The following is a 20,323-nucleotide window of genomic DNA, read 5'->3' on the forward strand; positions in this document are numbered from 1 at the left end:
AGTAAATATGTTTGATATAATGGAACAACACAGCGAAGAAGCTGTCATAAAAGTGATAGGCGTGGGCGGCGGCGGCGGTAACGCTGTTGAGCACATGGTAAAACAACAGATTGAAGGCGTACGCTTTATTGCTGCTAATACGGATGCACAGGCATTACGTAACTCTGCTGCCGATATTACAGTTCAATTAGGCACGCAAATAACCTCAGGGCTAGGTGCGGGTGCAAATCCTGAAGTAGGCCGTAAATCGGCTGAAGAAGACGCCGATACAATTCGTGCCAGCCTTGAAGGCGCCGACATGGTATTCATAGCTGCAGGTATGGGCGGTGGTACAGGTACTGGTGCAGCACCGGTTGTTGCTAAAATTGCTAAAGAGCTTGGTATTTTAACAGTTGCAGTTGTAACACGTCCTTTTGATTTTGAAGGTAAAAAACGTGCAGCAGCCGCCGATCAAGGCATTAATGAATTGTCAGAAATTGTAGATTCGCTTATTACAATTCCGAACAATAAATTACTTAAGGTTTTAGGAAAAGGGACTACTCTTCTAGATGCCTTCGCTAAAGCTAATGACGTATTATTTGGTGCGGTACAGGGTATAGCAGAGCTAATTACACGTTCTGGTTTAATTAACGTGGATTTCGCCGATGTACGTACAGTAATGTCTGCAATGGGTACTGCAATGATGGGAACGGCGTCTGCGTCAGGTCCTGATCGTGCACAGGAGGCTGCAGAAGCGGCTATCTCAAGCCCACTACTAGAAGACGTTGATTTAACAGGTGCTAAAGGCATCTTGGTTAATATTACCGCCGGTATGGACATTGCGATTGAAGAATTTGAAATTGTTGGCAATCACGTTAAAGCACTTGCGTCAGAAAACGCAACGGTTGTTGTTGGTGCGGTAATCGACCCAGAAATGACTGATGAGCTACGTGTAACGGTTGTTGCAACAGGTTTAGGCGGTGATCGTCGTCCACAGTTTGGTATTGTTGATAATGGCTTTAAAAAGGCATCAGGATCTGATGTTGCAAGCACATCAAACCAAGCAAGTAGTATGTACGTACCAAGCTTTGCAAGCCAAGACACAAACACTGAAGAAAATGCTGCTAAAGCACAAACGCAAAGCAAAGAAAAAGCGCCTTCAACGAGTTCAAGTAGTTCAGGCTCTTCAGCGCAAAGCGGTAAAAAAGCGGATAAATCAGAAGGCGGTGATTATTTTGATATTCCAGCTTTTTTACGTAAGCAGGCAGATTAACATTTAATAATACTTTTGTTTGAAATATGTACAAATATTGAAAGGCAAAAGGATTTATGTTAAACTCCGCCGTCTAACTGTAACTGATTTAAAAGTGAGCGAACCTATGATTAAACAGCGTACGATTGCAGAAATAGTCAAAGCCATAGGAATTGGACTTCATAAAGGTGAGAAGGTCACAATAACTCTCCGACCTGCGAGCGCAAATACTGGGATTGTATTTCGTCGTGTCGACCTTGATCCGGTTGTTGATTTTGAAACAACACCTGAAGCCGTTGGTGATACGCAATTGTGTACTTGTTTAATTAACAAAGATGGCGTTCGCTTATCGACTACTGAGCACCTTATTGCAGCCGTTGCTGCAATGGGCATTGATAATCTAATTGTAGAATTAGACAGCTCAGAAGTGCCGATTATGGATGGTAGTGCATTACCATTCATATATCTGTTACAAAAAGGCGGAATTGAAGAGCAAAATGTTGCTAAACGCTTTATTCGTATTAAAGAAAAAGTACGTATTGAAGAAGGTGATAAATGGGCTGAAGTTGAACCTTATGATGGTTTTCATATCGACTTTGAGATTGCGTTTAACCACCCTGCTATCAACGAAAGTCGCCAACGTATAGGGTTAGATATAACAACGCAAAGCTTTATTGAAGAAATTAGCCGTGCGCGTACTTTTGGATTTATGAAAGATATTGAATACATGCATGCAAACAACCTAGCACTAGGTGGTAGTATGGATAGTGCTGTGGTACTTGATGAATTCAAAGTTTTAAATCCTAATGGTTTACGTTATAGCGACGAGTTTGTTAAGCACAAGATATTAGACTGTGTTGGTGACATGTTTATGACAGGTCATAACCTTTTAGGTAAAGTAACCGCATTTAAATCGGGTCATGATTTAAATAATAAATTACTTCGTAAAATTATGGCTACAGAGTCAGCATGGGAGTGGGCAACATTTGAAACGCCTGTGACGATGCCTGCACCCGGTCTTGAGTTAGCTCCAGCCTAAAAGCAATAAAAGTACAGTTCGCAAACAGTTATAAAAAATGACGCTAATTAGCGTCATTTTTTTGCGTAAAATTTACTTTATTATAACTCTAAAAGAGCTTGTAACTGATTTAAATGAGTTACTGTATAGGTTGGTTTTATCCCATCGGCCAATTGCTCGCCAGGGTGTTGTAGCCAGCAAGTATCAATACCTGCATTGTTGCCGCCAAGTATATCACTTGCAGCAGTGTCACCCACCATAAGTATCTCGCTTTTATCTGGGTTACCCATTAGCTCAAATGTATGTTCGAAAATCGCTTTATTCGGTTTTGCTATGCCAACAAGCTCAGATATAACCAACCATTCAAACATATCTTTTAAACCAGTGTGTTCTAAACGTACCGTTTGTAGGCGGGCAAATCCGTTAGTAATAATACCTAATCGAGCATTTGGCTTAAGCTTATTTAAAAGTTCTATAGCGCCAGGTAATGGCTCGCAAATTTGCGCCATAGCATCTAAAAAAGCATCGTTTAGCTCTTTTGCTGGCACATTTAGCTTTGCAGCCCATTCATTAAAGCGAGTTACTTGTAAGTAATCAGCAGTTATAGAACCGTTTTGATAATCAATCCACAGCTGCTTATTGGTTTTTTGATAATGAATATAATCGTCTTGGCTAAAATCTACGTTGTAAGCTTTAAACATGCGAGTCATGCCCGCTAAAATATCAAACCTAAATAAGGTTTCGTCTGCGTCAAACAATACATAGCTGTATTTCATTAAACTTCCTAAATTAATTTGTTTGGCTGTATAGCTCAGAGTGTAAAAATGGCGCCATAGCTAAAGTGAGTGCTTGTGTATACGTACTTTCACGCGTGGCATGATTGTTTGTAAGTAGTCCAATAGCGCCCCCTTTTTGCTTAATATTGGTGGTATTGAATGCCTTGTCCATTACATCGCCAAGCTCTTCACCTTTAAGTAATGCATTATAAAGTACTTGAGGTAAGGGGAGGTTACTGCTGCGCCCTACAACTTGATTTAAGGCATTATCAATAACTACATAGGCAAAGGTTGCTGGGCCATAGCTAAACTGCTCTGCACCGCCTTCCATTGCCACGTAATAGTGAGCTTGGTGATGTTCTTTGCAGTAATCAACGCGGTTTTGCGCGCCAATGCGTGTTTCGTCTTCGCCAATAGGTTGATCGGGCACATTGGATGGTGCATCAACACCTTGGCAATCAATTTCATGATCAGGGAAATACATTGTAAAAATATATTTAGCCGCGTTAATTTTTACAGGGTTTTTAGAACCCACAATAATTTTTAATGAGTACAACACAATGTCCCTTATTGTTACTAAAAATCAGCAGTGTACGTGAGAGAGCTCAACCTTAGAAGAGGAGTTAAATAGGTATATCCAGAGGTGCTAAGTTTTCCAGTGCACGCTTTTTCAAAATAATATCTTTAATTAGTGGAGTAAGCACCAGCTCCATTGCTAAGCCCATTTTGCCACCAGGTACTACAAGCGTATTTATACGAGACATAAAACTGCCTTCGATCATGCGTAAATAATAAGGAAAATCAACATCATCAATACCTCTAAAGCGAATAACTACAAAGCTTTCATCAAGCGATGGAATATCTTTAGCGCTAAATGGATTTGAAGTATCAACGGTCGGCACTCGTTGGAAATTTATATGAGTTCGAGAAAACTGTGGCGTGATGTGATTAATGTAATCATCCATACTACGGACAATTGAGTCCATAACAGCCTCACGTGAATGACCTCTCTCAGAGGTATCGCGTATCAGTTTTTGAATCCACTCAAGGTTAATAATAGGCACCATGCCTATTAATAAATCAACATGCTTAGCAACGTCTACATCTTGATCGACTACACCACCGTGTAAACCTTCATAAAATAAAATATCAGTATTATGCTCAAGCTCTTGCCAAGGAGTAAAGGTGCCCGGTAACTGATTGTACGGAACCGCTTCATCAAATGTATGTAAATAGCGGCGTAATTTACCTTGCCCAGTTTCACCATAATGATTAAATAAAGTTTCGAGGGCACCAAAGTCATTGGCTTCTCGGCCAAAGTAACTTATGTGCTTACCTTCTTGCTGTGCTTCGCGTACTTTTTTATCCATTTCAGGGCGAGTGTAACGATGAAAGCTATCCCCTTCGATAAAAGCCGCTTCAATATTAAGGCTACGAAAAATATGTTTAATTGCATTGGTTGTGGTGGTTGTGCCTGCACCAGACGAACCCGTAATCGCAATAATAGGATTTTTAGCTGACATGTTAATTCTCTTTTTTAGGAGCCGATTTTATAACCAGACTAAACTTAACATTATTTTAAGTCGTTTGGGTATCTTAAGAGTTGACTGACTTAGCTCAAGTGACGCCATCAGCAAATAACGTTATCATGAGGTGCTTAAAATTAAAACGAGAGAAAGCATGAAACTTATTAAACCATTACTTGGATTATTTTCTATAGCAGCGCTTAGCCCAATTGTGGTGCAGGCTAGCATGCCAAAAAGCCAAGTATTACTTGCTGATTTAAATACGCCTTATGGCTTACAAGTTAGTATTGTGAGTGATAAAAACAGTTATAACAACCAGCCACATTTAACAAATACAGGTTTATACTTTACTCATGAAGTAATTACTGATGAGCAAAGCCAAACCGATATTGCTTATTATGACTTAACATCAAAACAAATCAGCAATATAACTAATTCTCCAGTAAGCGAATATTCACCAACGGTTATGCCAAGTGGTGATGCGATATCAGCGATTGTTGTAGAAGCTGACGGTAAGCAAAAATTGTGGCAATACCCACTCAAAAATGAAGATGCGCCAAGTCGTATTTTTGATTGGATTGAACCTGTTGGGTACCATGCATGGGGTGTTCAAAATGATTTAGTGATGTTCATTTTAGGAAAGCCTCATACTCTTCAATATACTTCTGTTGCACAAGCGAAGGGGGAAATAGCAGCCAGTAATATTGGGCGAACGCTTATTTATAACAACTCAATGGCTGCATTTTTATTTAGTTACACTAAAAACGAGCAACACATTTTAGCGAGTTTTAATCCGCAAGATAAACAAGTTGAAGACCTATTAAGGTTACCGGCTCAAGTTCAAGATTTTATTTTAAAAGATAATACGACCATTGCTTATGCTATTAAAAACCGCGTTTATCAGCGTAAACTTGATGGAAGTGATGAAATATCGCAATGGCTTAATTTAAGCACCTACTGCGAAAAAAATATAACAAGAATGAGTTACAACAATGAAAAGCTCGCTTTTGTATGTGATATAACAAAGTAAAGCAGACAAATAAATTCAGATTTTATTGTGTGTATGCGTTAATCTAATGCGCAAATTAACTAATAGGGATTACACGTGGCTTATAGTGCAGACGAGCTGACAGAGCAGCTTATTAAATTACAGTGCAGAAGTAATTTTAAGATTAAAAATATTGCAGAGTACATGTTAGTAAACTCTAAAGAAGCATTTTATACCCACAGCGAAAGCGGCAAGGGTAAAATAGTAATTCGCCCAGCATTTGAGGTGTTTAGCGATGACTTTAATGATATTGATGGCGTAACGCGTGCGCAAGGGTACTTTCATAGCAGTGAGATGACACGCTTTCCTACGCGTATTTTTAAAAGCGCTCAACCTATTCACTATGGTGTGGCATTTAAAATAAACTCTGAGCAAGCAGCAAAAGACTTTATAGCTAAGCTAACTATGATTATTGGTAATTAATAAAACATAAATGTAAAAAGCCGCTGAATTTATATTCAGCGGCTTTTGTATTTTTATAGCTCAATAAACCTAATAATTACTTACTTTTTAAGAAGCTATTAACCGATTCAAGTTCGCGTGTTTTAAGCGCAATACAATCGTTTGTGCTTTCTTCAAGCTTACTTAATGTACGAGCGTAACCAGCTACATCAGCTACTTTTTCGTTAAAGAAGGTTTTTGTTGTCGCTAAGCTTTCTGCATCACAGCTTGCAGTTGTAAAGTACGGCAAGTTAGGAATAAAGAACGGCGGTAAACTTGCTGTTACTTTATCGTAGTTACTGTAAACCCAATCAATAAATAATGCCTGGCGCTCATCTGTGTAACTTTGACCTGACAAAATAGTACGCATGTCAGATGCCGTTACTTCATCCGTTAAGCTATAAGCTAATACCGCTTTTTGTAACTCAGGTTTACCAAAAAAGCCCATAGCTGCAAGCATGTTTGTGCGTACTTGCGGATCTTTAGTCGTTTTAAACGTTGTCATGAATTGATCAAGCAGCGCTTTGTCACCATGAAAAGCAGCAAGAGTTAAGTACGTGCCTGCTAAGTATGGGTCTACTTTTTGTGGATCATTTAAATAAACTTGCGTTTGTTCTTTGGCTTTATTGATGACGTTTTGATCTTCACCATCAAAACCTAAGCGTGATACAACGGCTGCACGAAGTTGTGCAATAGCAGCATCTTCACCCGCTTTTGCTTCTAAACCATATTTTTTAGCAGCAGGTGTTACTGCACCGCGAATAAATTCAGGCCATAGGTCTTTATTGCTATCGTCTTTAAAAGTACGTTGTTGCGATACTAAGTAACCTAGCGCGGTATTTGCTACGCGAGGGTGACTATCGCTTACGAACACTTCAAGTGTTTGCATTAACTTAGCAGCAGATATAACACCAGCATCAAGTAGCGCATCAGTAGCCGATAGTAACGCTAAGCGTTCACGGTCACTCAGTACGCTTGGCGCCTTTTTAACAAGTGCGCTAAATTGTACATCATCCATTACCCAGCGGTAGTAGCCTAATGCACCTTGGTCAGGATAAATCCACTCTGGTTCAAAGTCTAAATCTAGTGTTTGGCTTTGTTTATTAAGTAATACGTTTGCTGTTTTTACTTTATCACCAGCACCATATTTAATTGCAACTGGTACATTCCATAACTGCTCTGGCGCATCAACGCCTGCGTTTACAAAGCGGCTTTGTGAAATAGTTACTTTGCTACCTTGTTGAGTTACTTTAACTAGTGGGAAAGAAGATTGCTCAATAAACGATTTTAAAACACTCGCTACGTCTTTATTTGACGCTTTACCAAGTGCTTCCCATAAGTCGGCTGCTTCAGCATTTTTATATGAAAACTCTTTTAAGTAGCTTTGAATACCTTTTTGAAATGCATCTTCGCCAATCCAGTTTTCAACCATAGCAAGTACTGAGCTGCCTTTACTGTAAGCAAGACCTAAACCGTCCATAATATCGGCTTCGGTTTTAATTGGCTTACGAATAGGCTTGGTGCTTAGGCGTGCATCAAGTGCCATTACGTTGTTTTGTGGCAGGTCTAAGTGCGATTCAAACTCAGGGTTAAGCTGCTTAGTAATTTTTGCAGCCATCCAGCTAGCAAACGCTTCGTTTAACCATAAGTCGTTCCACCATTTCATAGTTACTAAGTTACCGTACCATTGGTGAGCAAGTTCGTGAGCAATAATTGATACATTACGTTGTTTTTTACTGCGTGTTGCTGCAGCTAAATCAACTAATAAAATATCTTCTCGGTAGGTTACTAAGCCGGAGTTTTCCATTGCGCCAAATGGAAACTCTGGTACCGCCACTGAGTCTAATTTTTTGTAAACGTAAGGAATACCAAAATACGCTTCAAGTGCGCCCAGTACTTTTGGCATGTTTTCTTTTGCGTATTGGGCTAAGTGAATTTTACCTTGAGGGGTAATTACACGACCTGGAATTGGCATACCTTTTATTTCTAACTCTTCAAATGGGCCAACAGCCATCGCGACTAAGTATGAAGGAATTGGCGGCGTTTTATCAAAGTAGTGTGTGGTCATATCGCCGTTAACGATTGCTTTAAGCTCAGGCGTATTTGAATATACTTTTTGTGATGTAGGCGCAGTAATCGTTAACTGAAATGGAATTTTGTAACTTGGCTCGTCAAAAACAGGAAATGCACGGCGTGCATCACTCATTTCAAATTGAGTAAATAAGTAAGGTGTGCCTTGGTCTAATGTTTTGTATAAACCAACACTTTGACGGTTATATGGCGCTGAAAAATCAACTTTAAGTGTGTACTTACCTGGTTGAATTTGCTCATCACAGCTAAATTTTACTTTACCTGTTTTAAGCATTTCATTGTTTAAATCACAGTTTTCATCACCAAGCAGTTGCGCCATTTTAACAGCGTAAGCTACGCCATTTAATTCAATGTATTTTGTTGGTTTTAGTACTTCTAGGGAAATCTCAGTCATCCCTGTGAATGTATCTTGGCTCGGGTCGAGTGTTAACGATACTTTTTGCGAGCTTGGTTTTGCGAGTTTTTCGATAACAAATTCGTTAGCGTTTGCAGCATTCATTGCCAGCGCAACGCTCACAGTTAAGAGGCTTTTGAGAAACATAATGATCCCTAGATTGTTGTTGTTAGAAATTACCCTAAATAGGCTTTTTTATGCGTATATAATTAGGGATGTGGATATCCTAACAGCTTTTTTAAATAGAGTAATTGATTATAACAGTGACTTTAAGGGGAAATAGTAACAAAGTTTGTCAGTGACTTTCACGTGTTATAAAACGTTGCCAGTGCAGGTGTGAGTTAATAGTACGTATTTTTTGGATCACGTTATTTAATAAAAGCACGTCGTTAAATTCATCACATGAATATTCGTTAAAGCCCATTAAATAATTAAAGGCGTCTTTCGAGTTAGCCTGCAGAGCATGTATACGAACTTGTTGCTCAAAGTTGAGGCGTAAGCTGCTTATTGCTGTTTTCATGCCGAGTTGATCAACATTTGGTATATCACACTTTTGTAAATAGCCGGCTCGCTCACCTTCACCTGAAAACCAAATACGCACTTTTTCACTGTACCTGCCAGTTTTTGCGGGCAAGTCGAACATCAATCGGTGTTGATTTTGCGATTTAATAAACGCTATATATTCATTAAGACCATAATTTATAAGCGCTTTGTGTACAGGGACTAAGCGGGGCTTTATTTTTCCGTGAGTATGAAAACTAAAACATAAAATATTTTGTTTAAAGATTAGATCATCAAGTGTTAAGTAACCAATTTCGTCACTGTAAGCACCACTATAATATGAAATTAAGGGCAGCCAAAAGTGCCAATGTTTTGGTTGCTCGCGGATAACTTTAACATCACCGTATATATATCCATTATAAAGTGTATGCAGCTCCATAGCTGAAAAAGGGCGACGGCCAAGATGGGTTTTCAACGCAATACCTTGAAAATAATGACGTATTATATTTTATACTCAAACCACAGTAAGATGCGAGTGTCGTTGAGGTTAAAATCAATTAAACCCAACGAGCAGCGGGACTCGTTGGGTTTCAGTAACTTTATAATAAGCTACGCTATCTGTTTATTCGCTTAATGCGCGAGCTAGACCAACAGGTTCAATTTCCACACATACTTGGTCATCATTCCAATTAATACCAACTAGTGCGTTATCTTCGCTTAAATCTTCAACCCAAGCATCTAAAAACTCGTCAAGATTAATTTCTACAGGGCTGTAGTCTTTCCATTCTTCTTTACATTGTGCCTTAGCAGCTTCTTCGCTTTCCCAAAGTAGTAATACGTCAGTTTCGTCAAATTGATTTGAATCACATACTACAAAGCCATTATCTTCTGCACCTAGCGCCCAAATTACTTCGCTAACACGTACTTTTTCTACAAAGTTAACTAGTTGTGATTCAATTTCGATATCGCTCATGTGTTTACCTTTTTAATTAGTGACTAGGATTAGTATCTATAGCTGCTTGGCGTTGGTTATATTACTTATGAAAAGCAATAAATTACGAATGTTGGCAAAAATGAGTCAACAAACGAAAGCAAATCCAATCAAGCGGGCAGTATAAACTGATGTTGAAGCATTCACAGCCTTTAAATTCATCACCAGTTAAATGGGCAGTTAAATAGTTTAATGTTTCAACAATATGTTCATTTTATGAAATTAAAGCGTAAGTAATCTGAATTCTGGATAATAAACTTACCCTAGTCAGTTATTTTTAACGCTAACTGCGTTGAACTTACTTGTAATTGGCCCACTATTGGCGCGTAAACTTGCCTTGTTTTCACTGAAAACCTCTGGCTAGGACCTGTTTATCTTTCGAGGTTAAACATGTGCTGCCCGTAGGGTTCTGTCTAGGGCTATTTATTCTTTGTTGCTCGGTTTTTACTTAGCCCATTAGGTTATAAACCTTACGCCGCGATTAAATAGCTCCTAGAGAACAATAAATTTAAATACCATTATGGTTCAATATATTAGTAAAAATTCTTGCTTAGTTCTAGCGCAGTTTCCTTATCGTTAAATAGACACCATATATAATACCAATTCGCTTAATTAAATAATCTATTTTGAAGTAAGAAAATCGTGTCGATAACAAGGAAAAATTTCGTTATTTGTTCTATATCAGAAGTTTTTAACGTAGCTAGCGTCAGATTTGATATCTCAGATTGATTAAGTATTATTGCGGATTGGTATAAGAAAGTTGGTATTAATTGCTCATTAAAAAAGCCGCAAAAGCGGCTTTTAGAAGTTTTACTTACAATACAAAAATTTATTCTGAACGGCTAGTAACTTCAAGTAAATGATAACCAAATTGTGTTTGTACTGGGCCTTGTACTTGGTTAATAGGCGCAGAAAACACCACTTTATCAAATTCTGGTACCATCATGCCCGGTCCAAACTCGCCAAGGGCGCCGCCATCTTGACCTGAAGGACAGTTAGAGTGGTTTTTTGCTAATTCAGCAAAATCTTCACCTTGTTCAATTTTTGTTTTTAAGTCTAAGCATTGTGCTTCGCTATCTACTAATATGTGTCGTGCGCTTGCCACTGTCATAAAATCTCCCGCTTATTTATGTGGTGTTTTTTTAACCTAATGAAATGTCATTCTAGTTAGTTTCAACTAATTGTACCAGTATAAACTTAATTATTAGAAAGTGTATTTTCAATTGCCGTAATCATCTTTTCTGAGTTAGGTGACACTTTGCTGTTAAATCGTAAAATTGTTTTGCGATCTGCAGATACTAGGTATTTATAAAAATTCCAATTAGGGGAACTAGTTTGCTCATTTAGGTGTTTAAAAATAGGATTGGCATCACTGCCTCGTACTTCACTGGTAGCAAACATAGGAAAAGTAACCCCATAATTAATAAAGCAGACTTTAGCTGTCGCTTTTTCATCATTTTCTTCTTGAAAGAAATCGTCAGAAGGAAACCCTAAGACAACTAACCCCTGATTTTTATATTGTTTATAAAGTGCTTCTAAACCTTTAAATTGAGGTGTGAAACCGCAGTTACTGGCTGTATTAACGATCAATAAAGGCTTATTTTTAAACTGACATAAGTTGATTGACTCTTCAGAACGTAACTTACGTATATTGACGTTAGTAAAATCTTGGCATGTTGTGGCCACGTGCTTATCAATTGATTCTGTTTGAGCATGAAGTGGTGTATTTATTAATAAAACCCCTAACCCGAGTAATATTTTTTTTAGCATAGCTAACGACCTAAACTTTACGATTGTTTGAGTGGATGATCATACGCTAATATGGAGAAAATTGATCAACCATGCAATCTATTATGACAACCCGTTTAGCAACTATAAATGATCTTAGCGAAATCGTAGCAATTTACAACGAGACTATTGCTGGTCGAATGGTGACTGCTGACACTGAAGAAGTGACCGTTGAAGAAAAGCGTGAGTGGTTTAATAGCCATACACAAAAAAGACCTATTTATGTTTACTGTGAGAATAACAAAATACTCGCATGGCTTAGTTATAAATCATTTTATGGTCGCCCAGCTTACGATGGCACTGTTGAAATGAGCATATATATTACCGCAAAAGCACAAGGTAAAGGGCTTGGCAAAAAGTTGATGGAATTTGCACAAATCCAAGCTAAACAACTAAATATACGCGTATTGCTAGGATTTATTTTTAGCCACAACTTACCAAGTGTAAATCTATTTAAACATTTTGGCTTCGATGTTTGGGGAGAGTTACCCAATGTCGCTATGATGGATAGTAAGCTTTATAGCCTTACTATTTTCGGAAAACATGTAGAATAAAGTTCGTATCTCTTTTAGGTAAAAAATTCTTATAAAATAACGCTAAGAACCTATGCTAACTAAACAATAATAGGCTACGCTATTAATATATTAAGTTAATTATTTTTAAAGTGTAGCTTGATGATTCGGAAAATATTAGTAGTAGACAGCAGCACTATTATCGCAATGCGAGTAAAAGTACTTTTAGAGTTAATTGGATGTGAGGTTGAATTAATTCATTTTTCTATGCTCGATATGCATATAAATGCTGATGCGTATGATTTAATTATAGTGGCGCATGGAGTACCTGTTATTTCTATTGAACCGTTGATTGCTAAGGTCTCACAATCACGGTTTATGTTGCTTGCTCCAAAAGCTGAAAATGGTGAACAACTAAACGCATTTAGTGAGCTTAATCATGCTGTTGCTAATGCAACTGTAGTTTACCCATTTTTTTCTAATAAGGAGATAACTTCTCTACTTGAGAGTTTATTAGAGCTTGGCTCTAACCATATTCTTCAATTACCCACTATTTTACTGGTTGATCATATACCTGAGCGTCTTGAAAAAATGAAAAGCAGCTTAGTAGGCGCTCATATAAACACCCACACCGCGACAAATTTAGATGAAGTATTGGCAATATCCGTTGATACTAAAATTGATATATTAATTAGTGATTTTAGTTTTGGTGATGTAACTGGGTTAGGTATATTTTCTAGCCTAAAATTAAAGCAGCCACATTGTAGGTGTTTACTTTTTACGTCACGCCCTGATCAAGTGTCCATGATTGAGGCTATTCGTGAGGGAGTTGAAGATGTACTCATTAAACCCCTTAACGATAGTATTCTTTTGCAGTCGGTCCATAAGCTATGGCAAACCGAATTATTGAAACGACATAATGCAGAGTTAGTAGAAAGGCTTCAAGACACCGTAGATGCGCTTATTGAAAAGGATAGCTTATTACAAGTTATTTATAAGCATACACCCGATGCAATTATGTTATTTGAGCGCGGTGGTAAAGTTATCGAAGCGAATGATGCTTGCTTAAAACTATTTGATTTACCGTTTAATGAATTAGAAAGTAAGTCTCTTTTTGATTTTTTAGATGTTGATTCAAGCGCAGGAATTAAAGATAAAATTTTGACTTTAAATAGTAATCGACAGTTTAGTTGCGATTTACGTTTAACAAAAACACTAGGGGGTTATATACCTCTTGTGGGATCTTTTAATGAAATAGATCATCATGGTGAAATTGCGCTGGCAGTTATTTTTAAAAATGTAACGCACTTAAAACAAAAAGAAGAGTTGCTACTTGAAGCAAAAGATATTTTAGAAGAACAAGTTAGAGCGCGTACCTCACAGTTAGAGCACGCTAAAAATGTGGCTGAAGCCGCCAATTTGAGTAAATCAGAATTTTTAGCAAACATGTCTCACGAACTTCGCACACCAATGCATTCAATTTTAAGCTTTTCTCGTTTTGGCTTAAATAAATTAGAGGTTGGTGATTTTGCGGAAGAAAAATTATTTAAGTACTTGTCTCGAATTGAATCCAGTGGAGAACGGTTACTTTCATTACTTAATAATTTACTGGATCTATCCAAGCTTGATGTGGGTAAATTTCCTTTCAATCCTAGAACACATAATTTAGCTAATATCATTAGAACGAGTATTGATGATGTCGCTGGAACTGCAATGGAAAAAGAGATTGAAATCATTTTTTCAGTGCAGTCTAACCCGGTAGTCGCTCTGTGTGATGAGGAACAAATTAACCAATTAATGTGTAATTTATTAGGTAACGCATTAAAGTTTAGTGAGCCAAAAAGTAAAATTAAAGTGGAATTGGCATCTGAGAACGAGTTTGCAGTAATAGCCGTTATCGATAATGGTATTGGTATACCTGAGGATGAACTTGAAGACATTTTCACTAAATTTGTACAAAGCAGTAAAACCAATAGCGGAGCTGGTGGAACAGGGTTAGGCCTTGCATTATGTAGGGAGTTTGTTTCTTTGCATCAAGGTAATATTACAGCCTTAAATAACACTAATGGCGGCGCTACTATTTGTATACAAATACCACTTAAAATAAACCTAGACGAACACTTAGCACTGCAAAGCAGTTAATTTTTTAAACAAGTGTTTGAAGTAGCATATTTAGAATTTAAATGGATGATGAAACGATGGCTTTAACAAAAATACTCGCAGTGGATGACGAACCCTTTAATCTTGAAATTATAGAAGAGATTCTGGAGGACCTCGATTTTGAATTAAAGGTAGCCGTTAGCGGTCCAGAGTGCTTGAGTATGGTAGAAGACTATATGCCTCAGGTTATATTGCTGGATGTGAGTATGCCACAAATGAATGGTTACGAAGTCTGTAAGAGCCTTAAATCCAACCCAAATACCGCGCATATAATTGTGATGTTTGTATCAGCAAGGGGGACGGTTGAGGAACGTATGGAAGGTTACTCTGTTGGTGCAGAAGATTATATTGTTAAACCGTTTGGGCATGACGAACTCAAGTCTAAATTAAATAATTTGAATCAAGTGTTGGTAGAGAAAGAGAGTCTTGAAAAACAAGTTGAAGATGCAACTTCTACAGCATTTAATGCGATGGCTAACAGTAGTGAAATGGGGCAAATAGTTAATTATGTTGAAAATATTGGTTTTATAAATGATCCCCAAAGCTTAGGAAAAGCGCTCATAGATTGTCTACAGTCTTTTAATTTGCAAAGTAACGTAGAGTTTCGATATGCGAATGTTATAGAGCATTTTGCGTTACATGGGGTTTGTTCACCGATTGTTATTGAACTATTTGAAATGCTTAAAAGTAAAGGTCGGTTGCACGAATTTTCACATCGAATTTTGGTTAACTACGAATACATAAGCTTACTGGTTTTAAATATGCCGGATCATGATCCAGATAAGCATGGACGAATTCGTGACCACGTATGTTTTATTGTCAGTGTTACAGAGCAGCAATTACGAGCAATAATGACCAAAAGAATACTTGTATCCCAACAAGAACGACTAAATACGGTCGCAAATTCCGTACATAGTAAATTTCATAGTTTAATTGGCTTACTTAACGATAATCGTAAAAATAACGAAAGAGTTTTTAAGCAACTACAAGAAGATCTTGAAGTGCGAATACCAACAATGGGATTAGATGAGGACCAAGAGGTTTTTATTTACAAAAAAGTAGATGAAACAATTCAAAATTCAATTTCAAGAGAGGAGTCAGTTCAAGAAGTTAAAGCCTCTTTTGCTGAGATTGAACAAGACCTGTCATTACTTTTAAAGAGCTAAGTAACTTGATAACTGGATAATAAATCTATCTTAAGCAGTTCTTTCAGCACTGACTGCGTTGAATTTTCTTGCAATAGGCCCGCGATTGACATGCAAGTTCGCCTGTTTTACTGGAAGTCTCTGGCTAGAGGGAATAAGTTTAAATATAGTTATTATTCAAAATGTTAGTGAATCTCTTAACCAGAGTTCAGGTTAAATATACTTAACTAAATAATGTTACTTTAAAGGCTTACACCAACTGCATTATGCATCTCTGGGTAAGCCTTTTTCTACAATTCTGATTAACCTAGCTGTTTTACGAAGCGCTACTCGTTGTTTATCATTTTGTTGGGAAAGTGCCCATTCAATATGCTCTAAAACAAGTTCACTGCATATTTGGCTTTTGTCTTCTAAGGCATAAATAATAGCGGGGCTAAATTGTGCATTACCTAACCCTATTGCTAAGTTACGTAACCAACGTTCGTGACCAATACGGCGAATAGGACTGCCTTCGGTATTTTTTAAAAAAGTAGCTTCATCCCAAGCAAACAACTCAAGTAAATCTTTGTCTTTTAATTGAGTGCGCGGGTGAAAATCGTTTTCGTCAGTAATTTGGCCATAACGATTCCAAGGGCATACTAACTGACAATCATCGCAGCCATAAATTCTATTACCCAATAAAGTCCTATATTGCTCAGGAATGGGCCCTTGGTGCTCTATTGTTAAGTACGATATGCATTTACGTGCGTCAACGACATAAGGCTCTACAATTGCGCCTGTTGGGCAAAGAGTGATGCAGGCAACGCATTTACCGCAGCCTTCAAAGGTGTTTTCGGCGTCTATTGGCAGTGGTAAATCAATAAATAGCTCGCCTAAAAAAAACCACGATCCTGCTTCTTGATTAATTAATAAAGAATGCTTACCACGCCAACCTAAACCCGCTTTCTCGGCGAGTTGACGTTCAAGTACTGGGGCTGAATCTACAAAGGGTCTAAAGCCATATTCACCAATTTCTTGTTCTATTTTTTGGCCGAGTTTTTTTAATCGATTACGCATTAATTTATGATAATCACGGCCCAGTGCGTATCGGCTTATATATGCTTTTTCTTTATTTTTTAAGGTTTTTGCAAAGCCAGCATCGGGTGGGAGGTAATTCATTTTTACTGATATTACACGCTGTGTGCCAGGTACTAATTCAGCTGGGCGAGCGCGTTTCATGCCGTGTGAAGCCATGTAGTCCATTGAACCATGAAAGCCAGCATCAAGCCAACGTTGCAGTTGAGCCTCGTGCTTACTTAGGTCAATATCGGTAATACCCACTTCGCTAAAGCCAAGCTCTTGTCCCCAGGTTTTTATTTGCAGGGCTAATTTTTCATAGTCTGGGGTTGGGTTGCTCACACACTTTACACACTTAAATTAATAGCTGCGTAATTTACCATATTTACTAGGGCTTGTTTATCTTTCGGGTTGAATTTAAAGCCGTGAGTTTGGTTTTTAAGTAAGGCAAAGCTATGTTGTATGGTTGTTCCCCATAAATAGTCGATAACGCAGCATAGATGCCTGCCATGCGCTGTCTCTAGGTAGAAAAAATTTTAATCCTAAAAGGCCAACAGGCTCTAATAAGTTAAAACGTTTTGTTAAAGTACAAAACGTTTTAACTGTTGTTGAGTTTGTAAGCTTAGCTGCTGAGAGTTTTCGCTATCGGCCACAGCAGTGTCGATTAATTGCTTAGCTTGCTCACCTAGCTCTACAATTTGCTCAACAGATTGATGAGTTTGAGTTTGTGTTTGCTCAAGCAGATGCACGGCACTGGCTATTTGCTTCAATTGTTGCTGATTTTGCTCAAATTCATTAAGCATCTTGCTAAACCCGTCAGACGTTGCACTAATTGCACTTTGTGCACTATTAGAGTGGGTGATCAGTTGCTCTGACTCTTTATTTGTTTCGTTTACTAGCTCATTCATTTGGGTAATAAAATCACTAATTTGTCTTGTTGCGCCACTTACCTTTATAGAAAGCGTACGGACTTCATCGGCAACTACAGCAAAGCCTCGTCCAGCTTCACCTGCTCGGGCTGCTTCTATTGCAGCGTTGAGTGCTAATAAGTTGGTTTGATCTGAAAACTCTTCAACCATTTTTAAAATACTACGTATATTTTCACTGTTTTCTTTTAAACCTGCGACCGTATTTGAAAAACTACCTAGCATATTAGTGATTAATTTAACTTGTTCGACAAGCGCTGAAAGCTCTTTAGCTGAGAGTTTTACAAAGTTTAGATGTTCATTATTAACGTTATGGACACTGTCGGTATTAATGACTATGTTTTGTAAGCTTTGCGTTATTTGCATACTCGCATTAATTATACTGTGGCTTAAATGTATTTGTTGCTCGCTTGAGTTATCCGTATTTTTCATTGACTCGGTAACGGCTTTATTACTATTGGCACTGGCTTCAGCGCTACTGTAAGTTGTATTTAGTAGTTCGCCTAAGTGAGTGGTGAAAGTATTGTATTGGGTACTTAAATCTCTAAATTCATCATACGAAAAATGCGGAAGTTTTGCGGCTAAATTAGCATCTTGTTGGTTTATTTTTATTAGTGTATCGCGCATCGCGGTAATAGGACGCACGATTAAAAAACGCATATACGAAAGTGTAAAACCAAACCCCATAACAATTACAAGTGTTAAAAGCCAAAATAGCTCTGTACTTTGTTGTTCGCTAAGGCTTTGGTACAACCAAAACAGAGTGATGGCTTGAAATAGGAATACAAAACTTAGATTGCCTACAATTTTACGTGTTAATGTGAAAAAGAAGGTCTGCTCAATGTAATTATAAATTTTCATGTAGCTACTCATTTTACTGAAACCTTTATGGTATTAGTGCTCTTACGTTCTATGTAAGGAGTATAGATGTGTTTAATTATGATCTAACGATAGTAAATATGCTTTAGTTTGTGCCGGGTAGTTGGTAAAAATCCCATCTAAACCATATTCGAGCATTAGTGCTATATCTTGCTCTTTGTCTACCGTGTAGGCATAAATTTTTAGTCCGCGTTGCTTTGCATCATTAGCAAATGCTTTATTAACAAAATTTTTATCTACATGCACACTATAGGCATTTAAATCTTCAGCAAATTTTGCATAGCTTATAGGTATGGAAGACGTTAGTACGCCTATTTTCAACCATGGTAAACGGTTTTTAAGCCACAGTAATTGATGGTGATCAAACGATGACACTAAAACATTGGTACGTGATATTTTTCCCATGCTTATATTGTATTCAAGTTGAGTTGCAAGTTTTTCAAGTTCAAAAGTATGCTTAAGCTCTAGGTTGAGTAATGTTTTATCGTTATTCCAATCTAATAACTGCTGTAAGTTAGGTACATACTCACCATTTCCCGCGTCAAGCTTGGCTATTGTTACAGCGTCAAATTCATTGACCTTACCTGTGCCATTAGTCGTTCTATCAAGCCATGAATCGTGGATTAACATGTAATCATCAATAGCACTTTGTATATCTACTTCAATGCCATCTACACCTATTTTTAGCGCTTTTAAAATAGCACTTTTAGTGTTTTCTGGGAAATGTCCGCTTGCGCCTCTGTGTGCAAATACTTTCATTTACGTGCCTTTTTTGTGATTGACCAAGTTTCAAAGCAGGCGGCACTAACAATTAATGTGCCACCTATTAGTGTCATTGCTGATGGGCGTTCATGTATTATAATAATCGCTAATAGTGTGCCATAGAGAGGTTGAAGGCAAGAAATGAGCCCCGCAGTAGCTGCAGATAAATGTTTTAAACTGGCTGCAAATAGTGAATGAGGCGTAGCTGTAAATATTACCCCTGCAATCAAAATTAATAACAAATCATGGTTACTTACTTCATACACAGGTACTTTTATAAATGCACATAGCATAAGGCTTGCAACCAAGGTTTGATAAAACATAGTTTGTGGGCCACCGTATTGGCTAAAGTAACGTTTGTGAGTGATGTTTCTTATTGAAAAAAAGAATGCTGACACTACGCCTGTTATCACTCCAAGAGTTACGTCGTCACCTAAGCTGGCAGTAGGGACAAGAAGGTAAATACCTAATATAACCACCGCTGCACTAAGTATATCTTTAGCTTTGGGTTTACTCTTATTAAATAAAGGCTCTAAAAATACAGTAATTACTGGATAACTAAAAAATGCGAGCATCCCAATTGTTATACCCGCCATTTGCATACCAGCAAAGTAGGTAACCCAATGTATACCTACCGCCACACCGAGCAATATAGCCATTAAATAATCTTTAGGTTTATTAAGCTTAATAGGTTTTTTTTGCATACTTAGCAAAAACCAAATCGCAATGCCAGCAACTGCGGTTCTATAGACGGTTATATCAAGTGCATTTAAGCCAATGAGCTTTGCAAATAGAGCGGTTCCGCCAAAAAGTAATACGGCAATATGTAAATAAAGCAGGCTTTGCTGTTGGGGTTGCATTGAGTTTCCTTGTTATGCTTTTTTAGCATATTAGCATCGGTTAAAAATTCTTGAGATGATTTTTTTAATACATGACAAATGTCAGTAAAGTTAATGACATTCCACACTCACATTATTTTTGCACACTGGCATAATTACTCTACTTAATTGGAGGTAGTTATGAATTCCTTAATTTTATTTAGTTTGACTCTTAGTGAAGCGCTAGAAACATTAAATTT

At 37.6% G+C, this 20,323-nt stretch carries 19 protein-coding genes; 7 read left to right on the forward strand and 12 right to left on the reverse strand.

The window, feature by feature from the left end:
• Positions 1–7: 7 nt before the first annotated feature.
• Positions 8–1,252: a cell division protein FtsZ gene (gene ftsZ, locus DC53_RS09805; protein WP_033029916.1), complete on the forward strand. Its 1,245-nt coding sequence runs from the start codon at positions 8–10 to the stop codon at positions 1,250–1,252.
• A 106-nt stretch (positions 1,253–1,358) separates the two neighbouring features.
• Positions 1,359–2,270 carry a UDP-3-O-acyl-N-acetylglucosamine deacetylase gene (gene lpxC / locus DC53_RS09800; RefSeq protein WP_007376970.1) on the forward strand — a complete coding sequence of 304 codons (912 nt, stop codon included), beginning with the start codon at positions 1,359–1,361 and terminating at the stop codon, positions 2,268–2,270.
• A gap of 80 nt (positions 2,271–2,350) precedes the next feature.
• On the opposite strand, the gene yjjG is transcribed toward lpxC, so the two are convergent.
• From yjjG to DC53_RS09785, 3 genes are all read right to left on the reverse strand, one after another.
• Entirely contained in the window at positions 2,351–3,025 is a 675-nt protein-coding gene (gene yjjG, locus DC53_RS09795; protein ID WP_033029919.1) for a pyrimidine 5'-nucleotidase, read from the reverse strand.
• Between the two features lie 13 nt (positions 3,026–3,038).
• Positions 3,039–3,584 (reverse strand): inosine/xanthosine triphosphatase, encoded by a 546-nt coding sequence (yjjX, locus tag DC53_RS09790; protein WP_108912446.1) that lies wholly within the window; start codon positions 3,582–3,584, stop codon positions 3,039–3,041.
• 64 nt (positions 3,585–3,648) lie between these two features.
• Positions 3,649–4,548: a phosphoribulokinase gene (locus DC53_RS09785; protein ID WP_007376967.1), complete on the reverse strand. Its 900-nt coding sequence runs from the start codon at positions 4,546–4,548 to the stop codon at positions 3,649–3,651.
• A gap of 157 nt (positions 4,549–4,705) precedes the next feature.
• Here DC53_RS09785 and DC53_RS09780 point away from each other — a divergent pair, with 157 nt between their 5' ends.
• Both DC53_RS09780 and DC53_RS09775 read left to right on the forward strand, forming a co-directional pair.
• Positions 4,706–5,581: a TolB-like translocation protein gene (locus DC53_RS09780; protein ID WP_007376966.1), complete on the forward strand. Its 876-nt coding sequence runs from the start codon at positions 4,706–4,708 to the stop codon at positions 5,579–5,581.
• Between the two features lie 75 nt (positions 5,582–5,656).
• Positions 5,657–6,022, forward strand: coding sequence for a hypothetical protein (locus DC53_RS09775; protein ID WP_007376965.1), 366 nt, complete (start codon positions 5,657–5,659; stop codon positions 6,020–6,022).
• Positions 6,023–6,098: 76 nt separating this feature from the next.
• Here the strand turns inward: DC53_RS09775 and DC53_RS09770 are convergent, their stop codons facing one another.
• The 5 genes from DC53_RS09770 to DC53_RS09750 form a co-directional block, all read right to left on the reverse strand.
• Entirely contained in the window at positions 6,099–8,672 is a 2,574-nt protein-coding gene (locus DC53_RS09770) for a M1 family metallopeptidase (RefSeq protein WP_033029921.1), read from the reverse strand.
• 148 nt (positions 8,673–8,820) lie between these two features.
• On the reverse strand, positions 8,821–9,501 hold the full coding sequence (locus tag DC53_RS09765) for a site-specific integrase (protein ID WP_033029922.1): 681 nt from the start codon (positions 9,499–9,501) through the stop codon (positions 8,821–8,823).
• A 147-nt stretch (positions 9,502–9,648) separates the two neighbouring features.
• On the reverse strand, positions 9,649–9,999 hold the full coding sequence (locus DC53_RS09760; protein ID WP_007376962.1) for a DUF2750 domain-containing protein: 351 nt from the start codon (positions 9,997–9,999) through the stop codon (positions 9,649–9,651).
• 847 nt (positions 10,000–10,846) lie between these two features.
• A complete protein-coding gene (locus DC53_RS09755; RefSeq protein ID WP_007376961.1) occupies positions 10,847–11,128 on the reverse strand; it encodes a peptidylprolyl isomerase in 282 nt (93 codons plus the stop codon).
• An 86-nt stretch (positions 11,129–11,214) separates the two neighbouring features.
• Positions 11,215–11,787, reverse strand: coding sequence for a glutathione peroxidase (locus DC53_RS09750; protein ID WP_033029923.1), 573 nt, complete (start codon positions 11,785–11,787; stop codon positions 11,215–11,217).
• 83 nt (positions 11,788–11,870) lie between these two features.
• Here DC53_RS09750 and DC53_RS09745 point away from each other — a divergent pair, with 83 nt between their 5' ends.
• From DC53_RS09745 to DC53_RS09735, 3 genes are all read left to right on the forward strand, one after another.
• Positions 11,871–12,359 carry a GNAT family N-acetyltransferase gene (locus tag DC53_RS09745; RefSeq protein ID WP_033015403.1) on the forward strand — a complete coding sequence of 163 codons (489 nt, stop codon included), beginning with the start codon at positions 11,871–11,873 and terminating at the stop codon, positions 12,357–12,359.
• A gap of 120 nt (positions 12,360–12,479) precedes the next feature.
• Positions 12,480–14,459: an ATP-binding protein gene (locus DC53_RS09740; RefSeq protein ID WP_033029924.1), complete on the forward strand. Its 1,980-nt coding sequence runs from the start codon at positions 12,480–12,482 to the stop codon at positions 14,457–14,459.
• Positions 14,460–14,515: 56 nt separating this feature from the next.
• Complete coding sequence (locus DC53_RS09735) at positions 14,516–15,643, forward strand: response regulator (protein WP_007376957.1); 1,128 nt, start codon at positions 14,516–14,518, stop codon at positions 15,641–15,643.
• Between the two features lie 243 nt (positions 15,644–15,886).
• Here DC53_RS09735 and queG read toward each other — a convergent pair whose 3' ends face one another.
• The 4 genes from queG to DC53_RS09715 all read right to left on the reverse strand — a co-directional run bounded on the left by queG (position 15,887) and on the right by DC53_RS09715 (position 20,105).
• Positions 15,887–17,020 carry a tRNA epoxyqueuosine(34) reductase QueG gene (queG, locus tag DC53_RS09730; RefSeq protein WP_033029925.1) on the reverse strand — a complete coding sequence of 378 codons (1,134 nt, stop codon included), beginning with the start codon at positions 17,018–17,020 and terminating at the stop codon, positions 15,887–15,889.
• Between the two features lie 239 nt (positions 17,021–17,259).
• A complete protein-coding gene (locus DC53_RS09725; protein ID WP_007376955.1) occupies positions 17,260–18,477 on the reverse strand; it encodes a methyl-accepting chemotaxis protein in 1,218 nt (405 codons plus the stop codon).
• A gap of 60 nt (positions 18,478–18,537) precedes the next feature.
• Entirely contained in the window at positions 18,538–19,242 is a 705-nt protein-coding gene (locus DC53_RS09720; protein WP_033029926.1) for a glycerophosphodiester phosphodiesterase, read from the reverse strand.
• A complete protein-coding gene (locus tag DC53_RS09715) occupies positions 19,239–20,105 on the reverse strand; it encodes a DMT family transporter (protein WP_008135050.1) in 867 nt (288 codons plus the stop codon). The genes DC53_RS09720 and DC53_RS09715 overlap by 4 nt, the downstream gene beginning before the upstream one ends.
• Between the last annotated feature and the right edge of the window lie 218 nt (positions 20,106–20,323).

The sequence above is a fragment of the Pseudoalteromonas fuliginea genome (genome assembly GCF_000690055.1).
Classification (GTDB): Bacteria; Pseudomonadota; Gammaproteobacteria; order Enterobacterales; family Alteromonadaceae; genus Pseudoalteromonas; species Pseudoalteromonas fuliginea.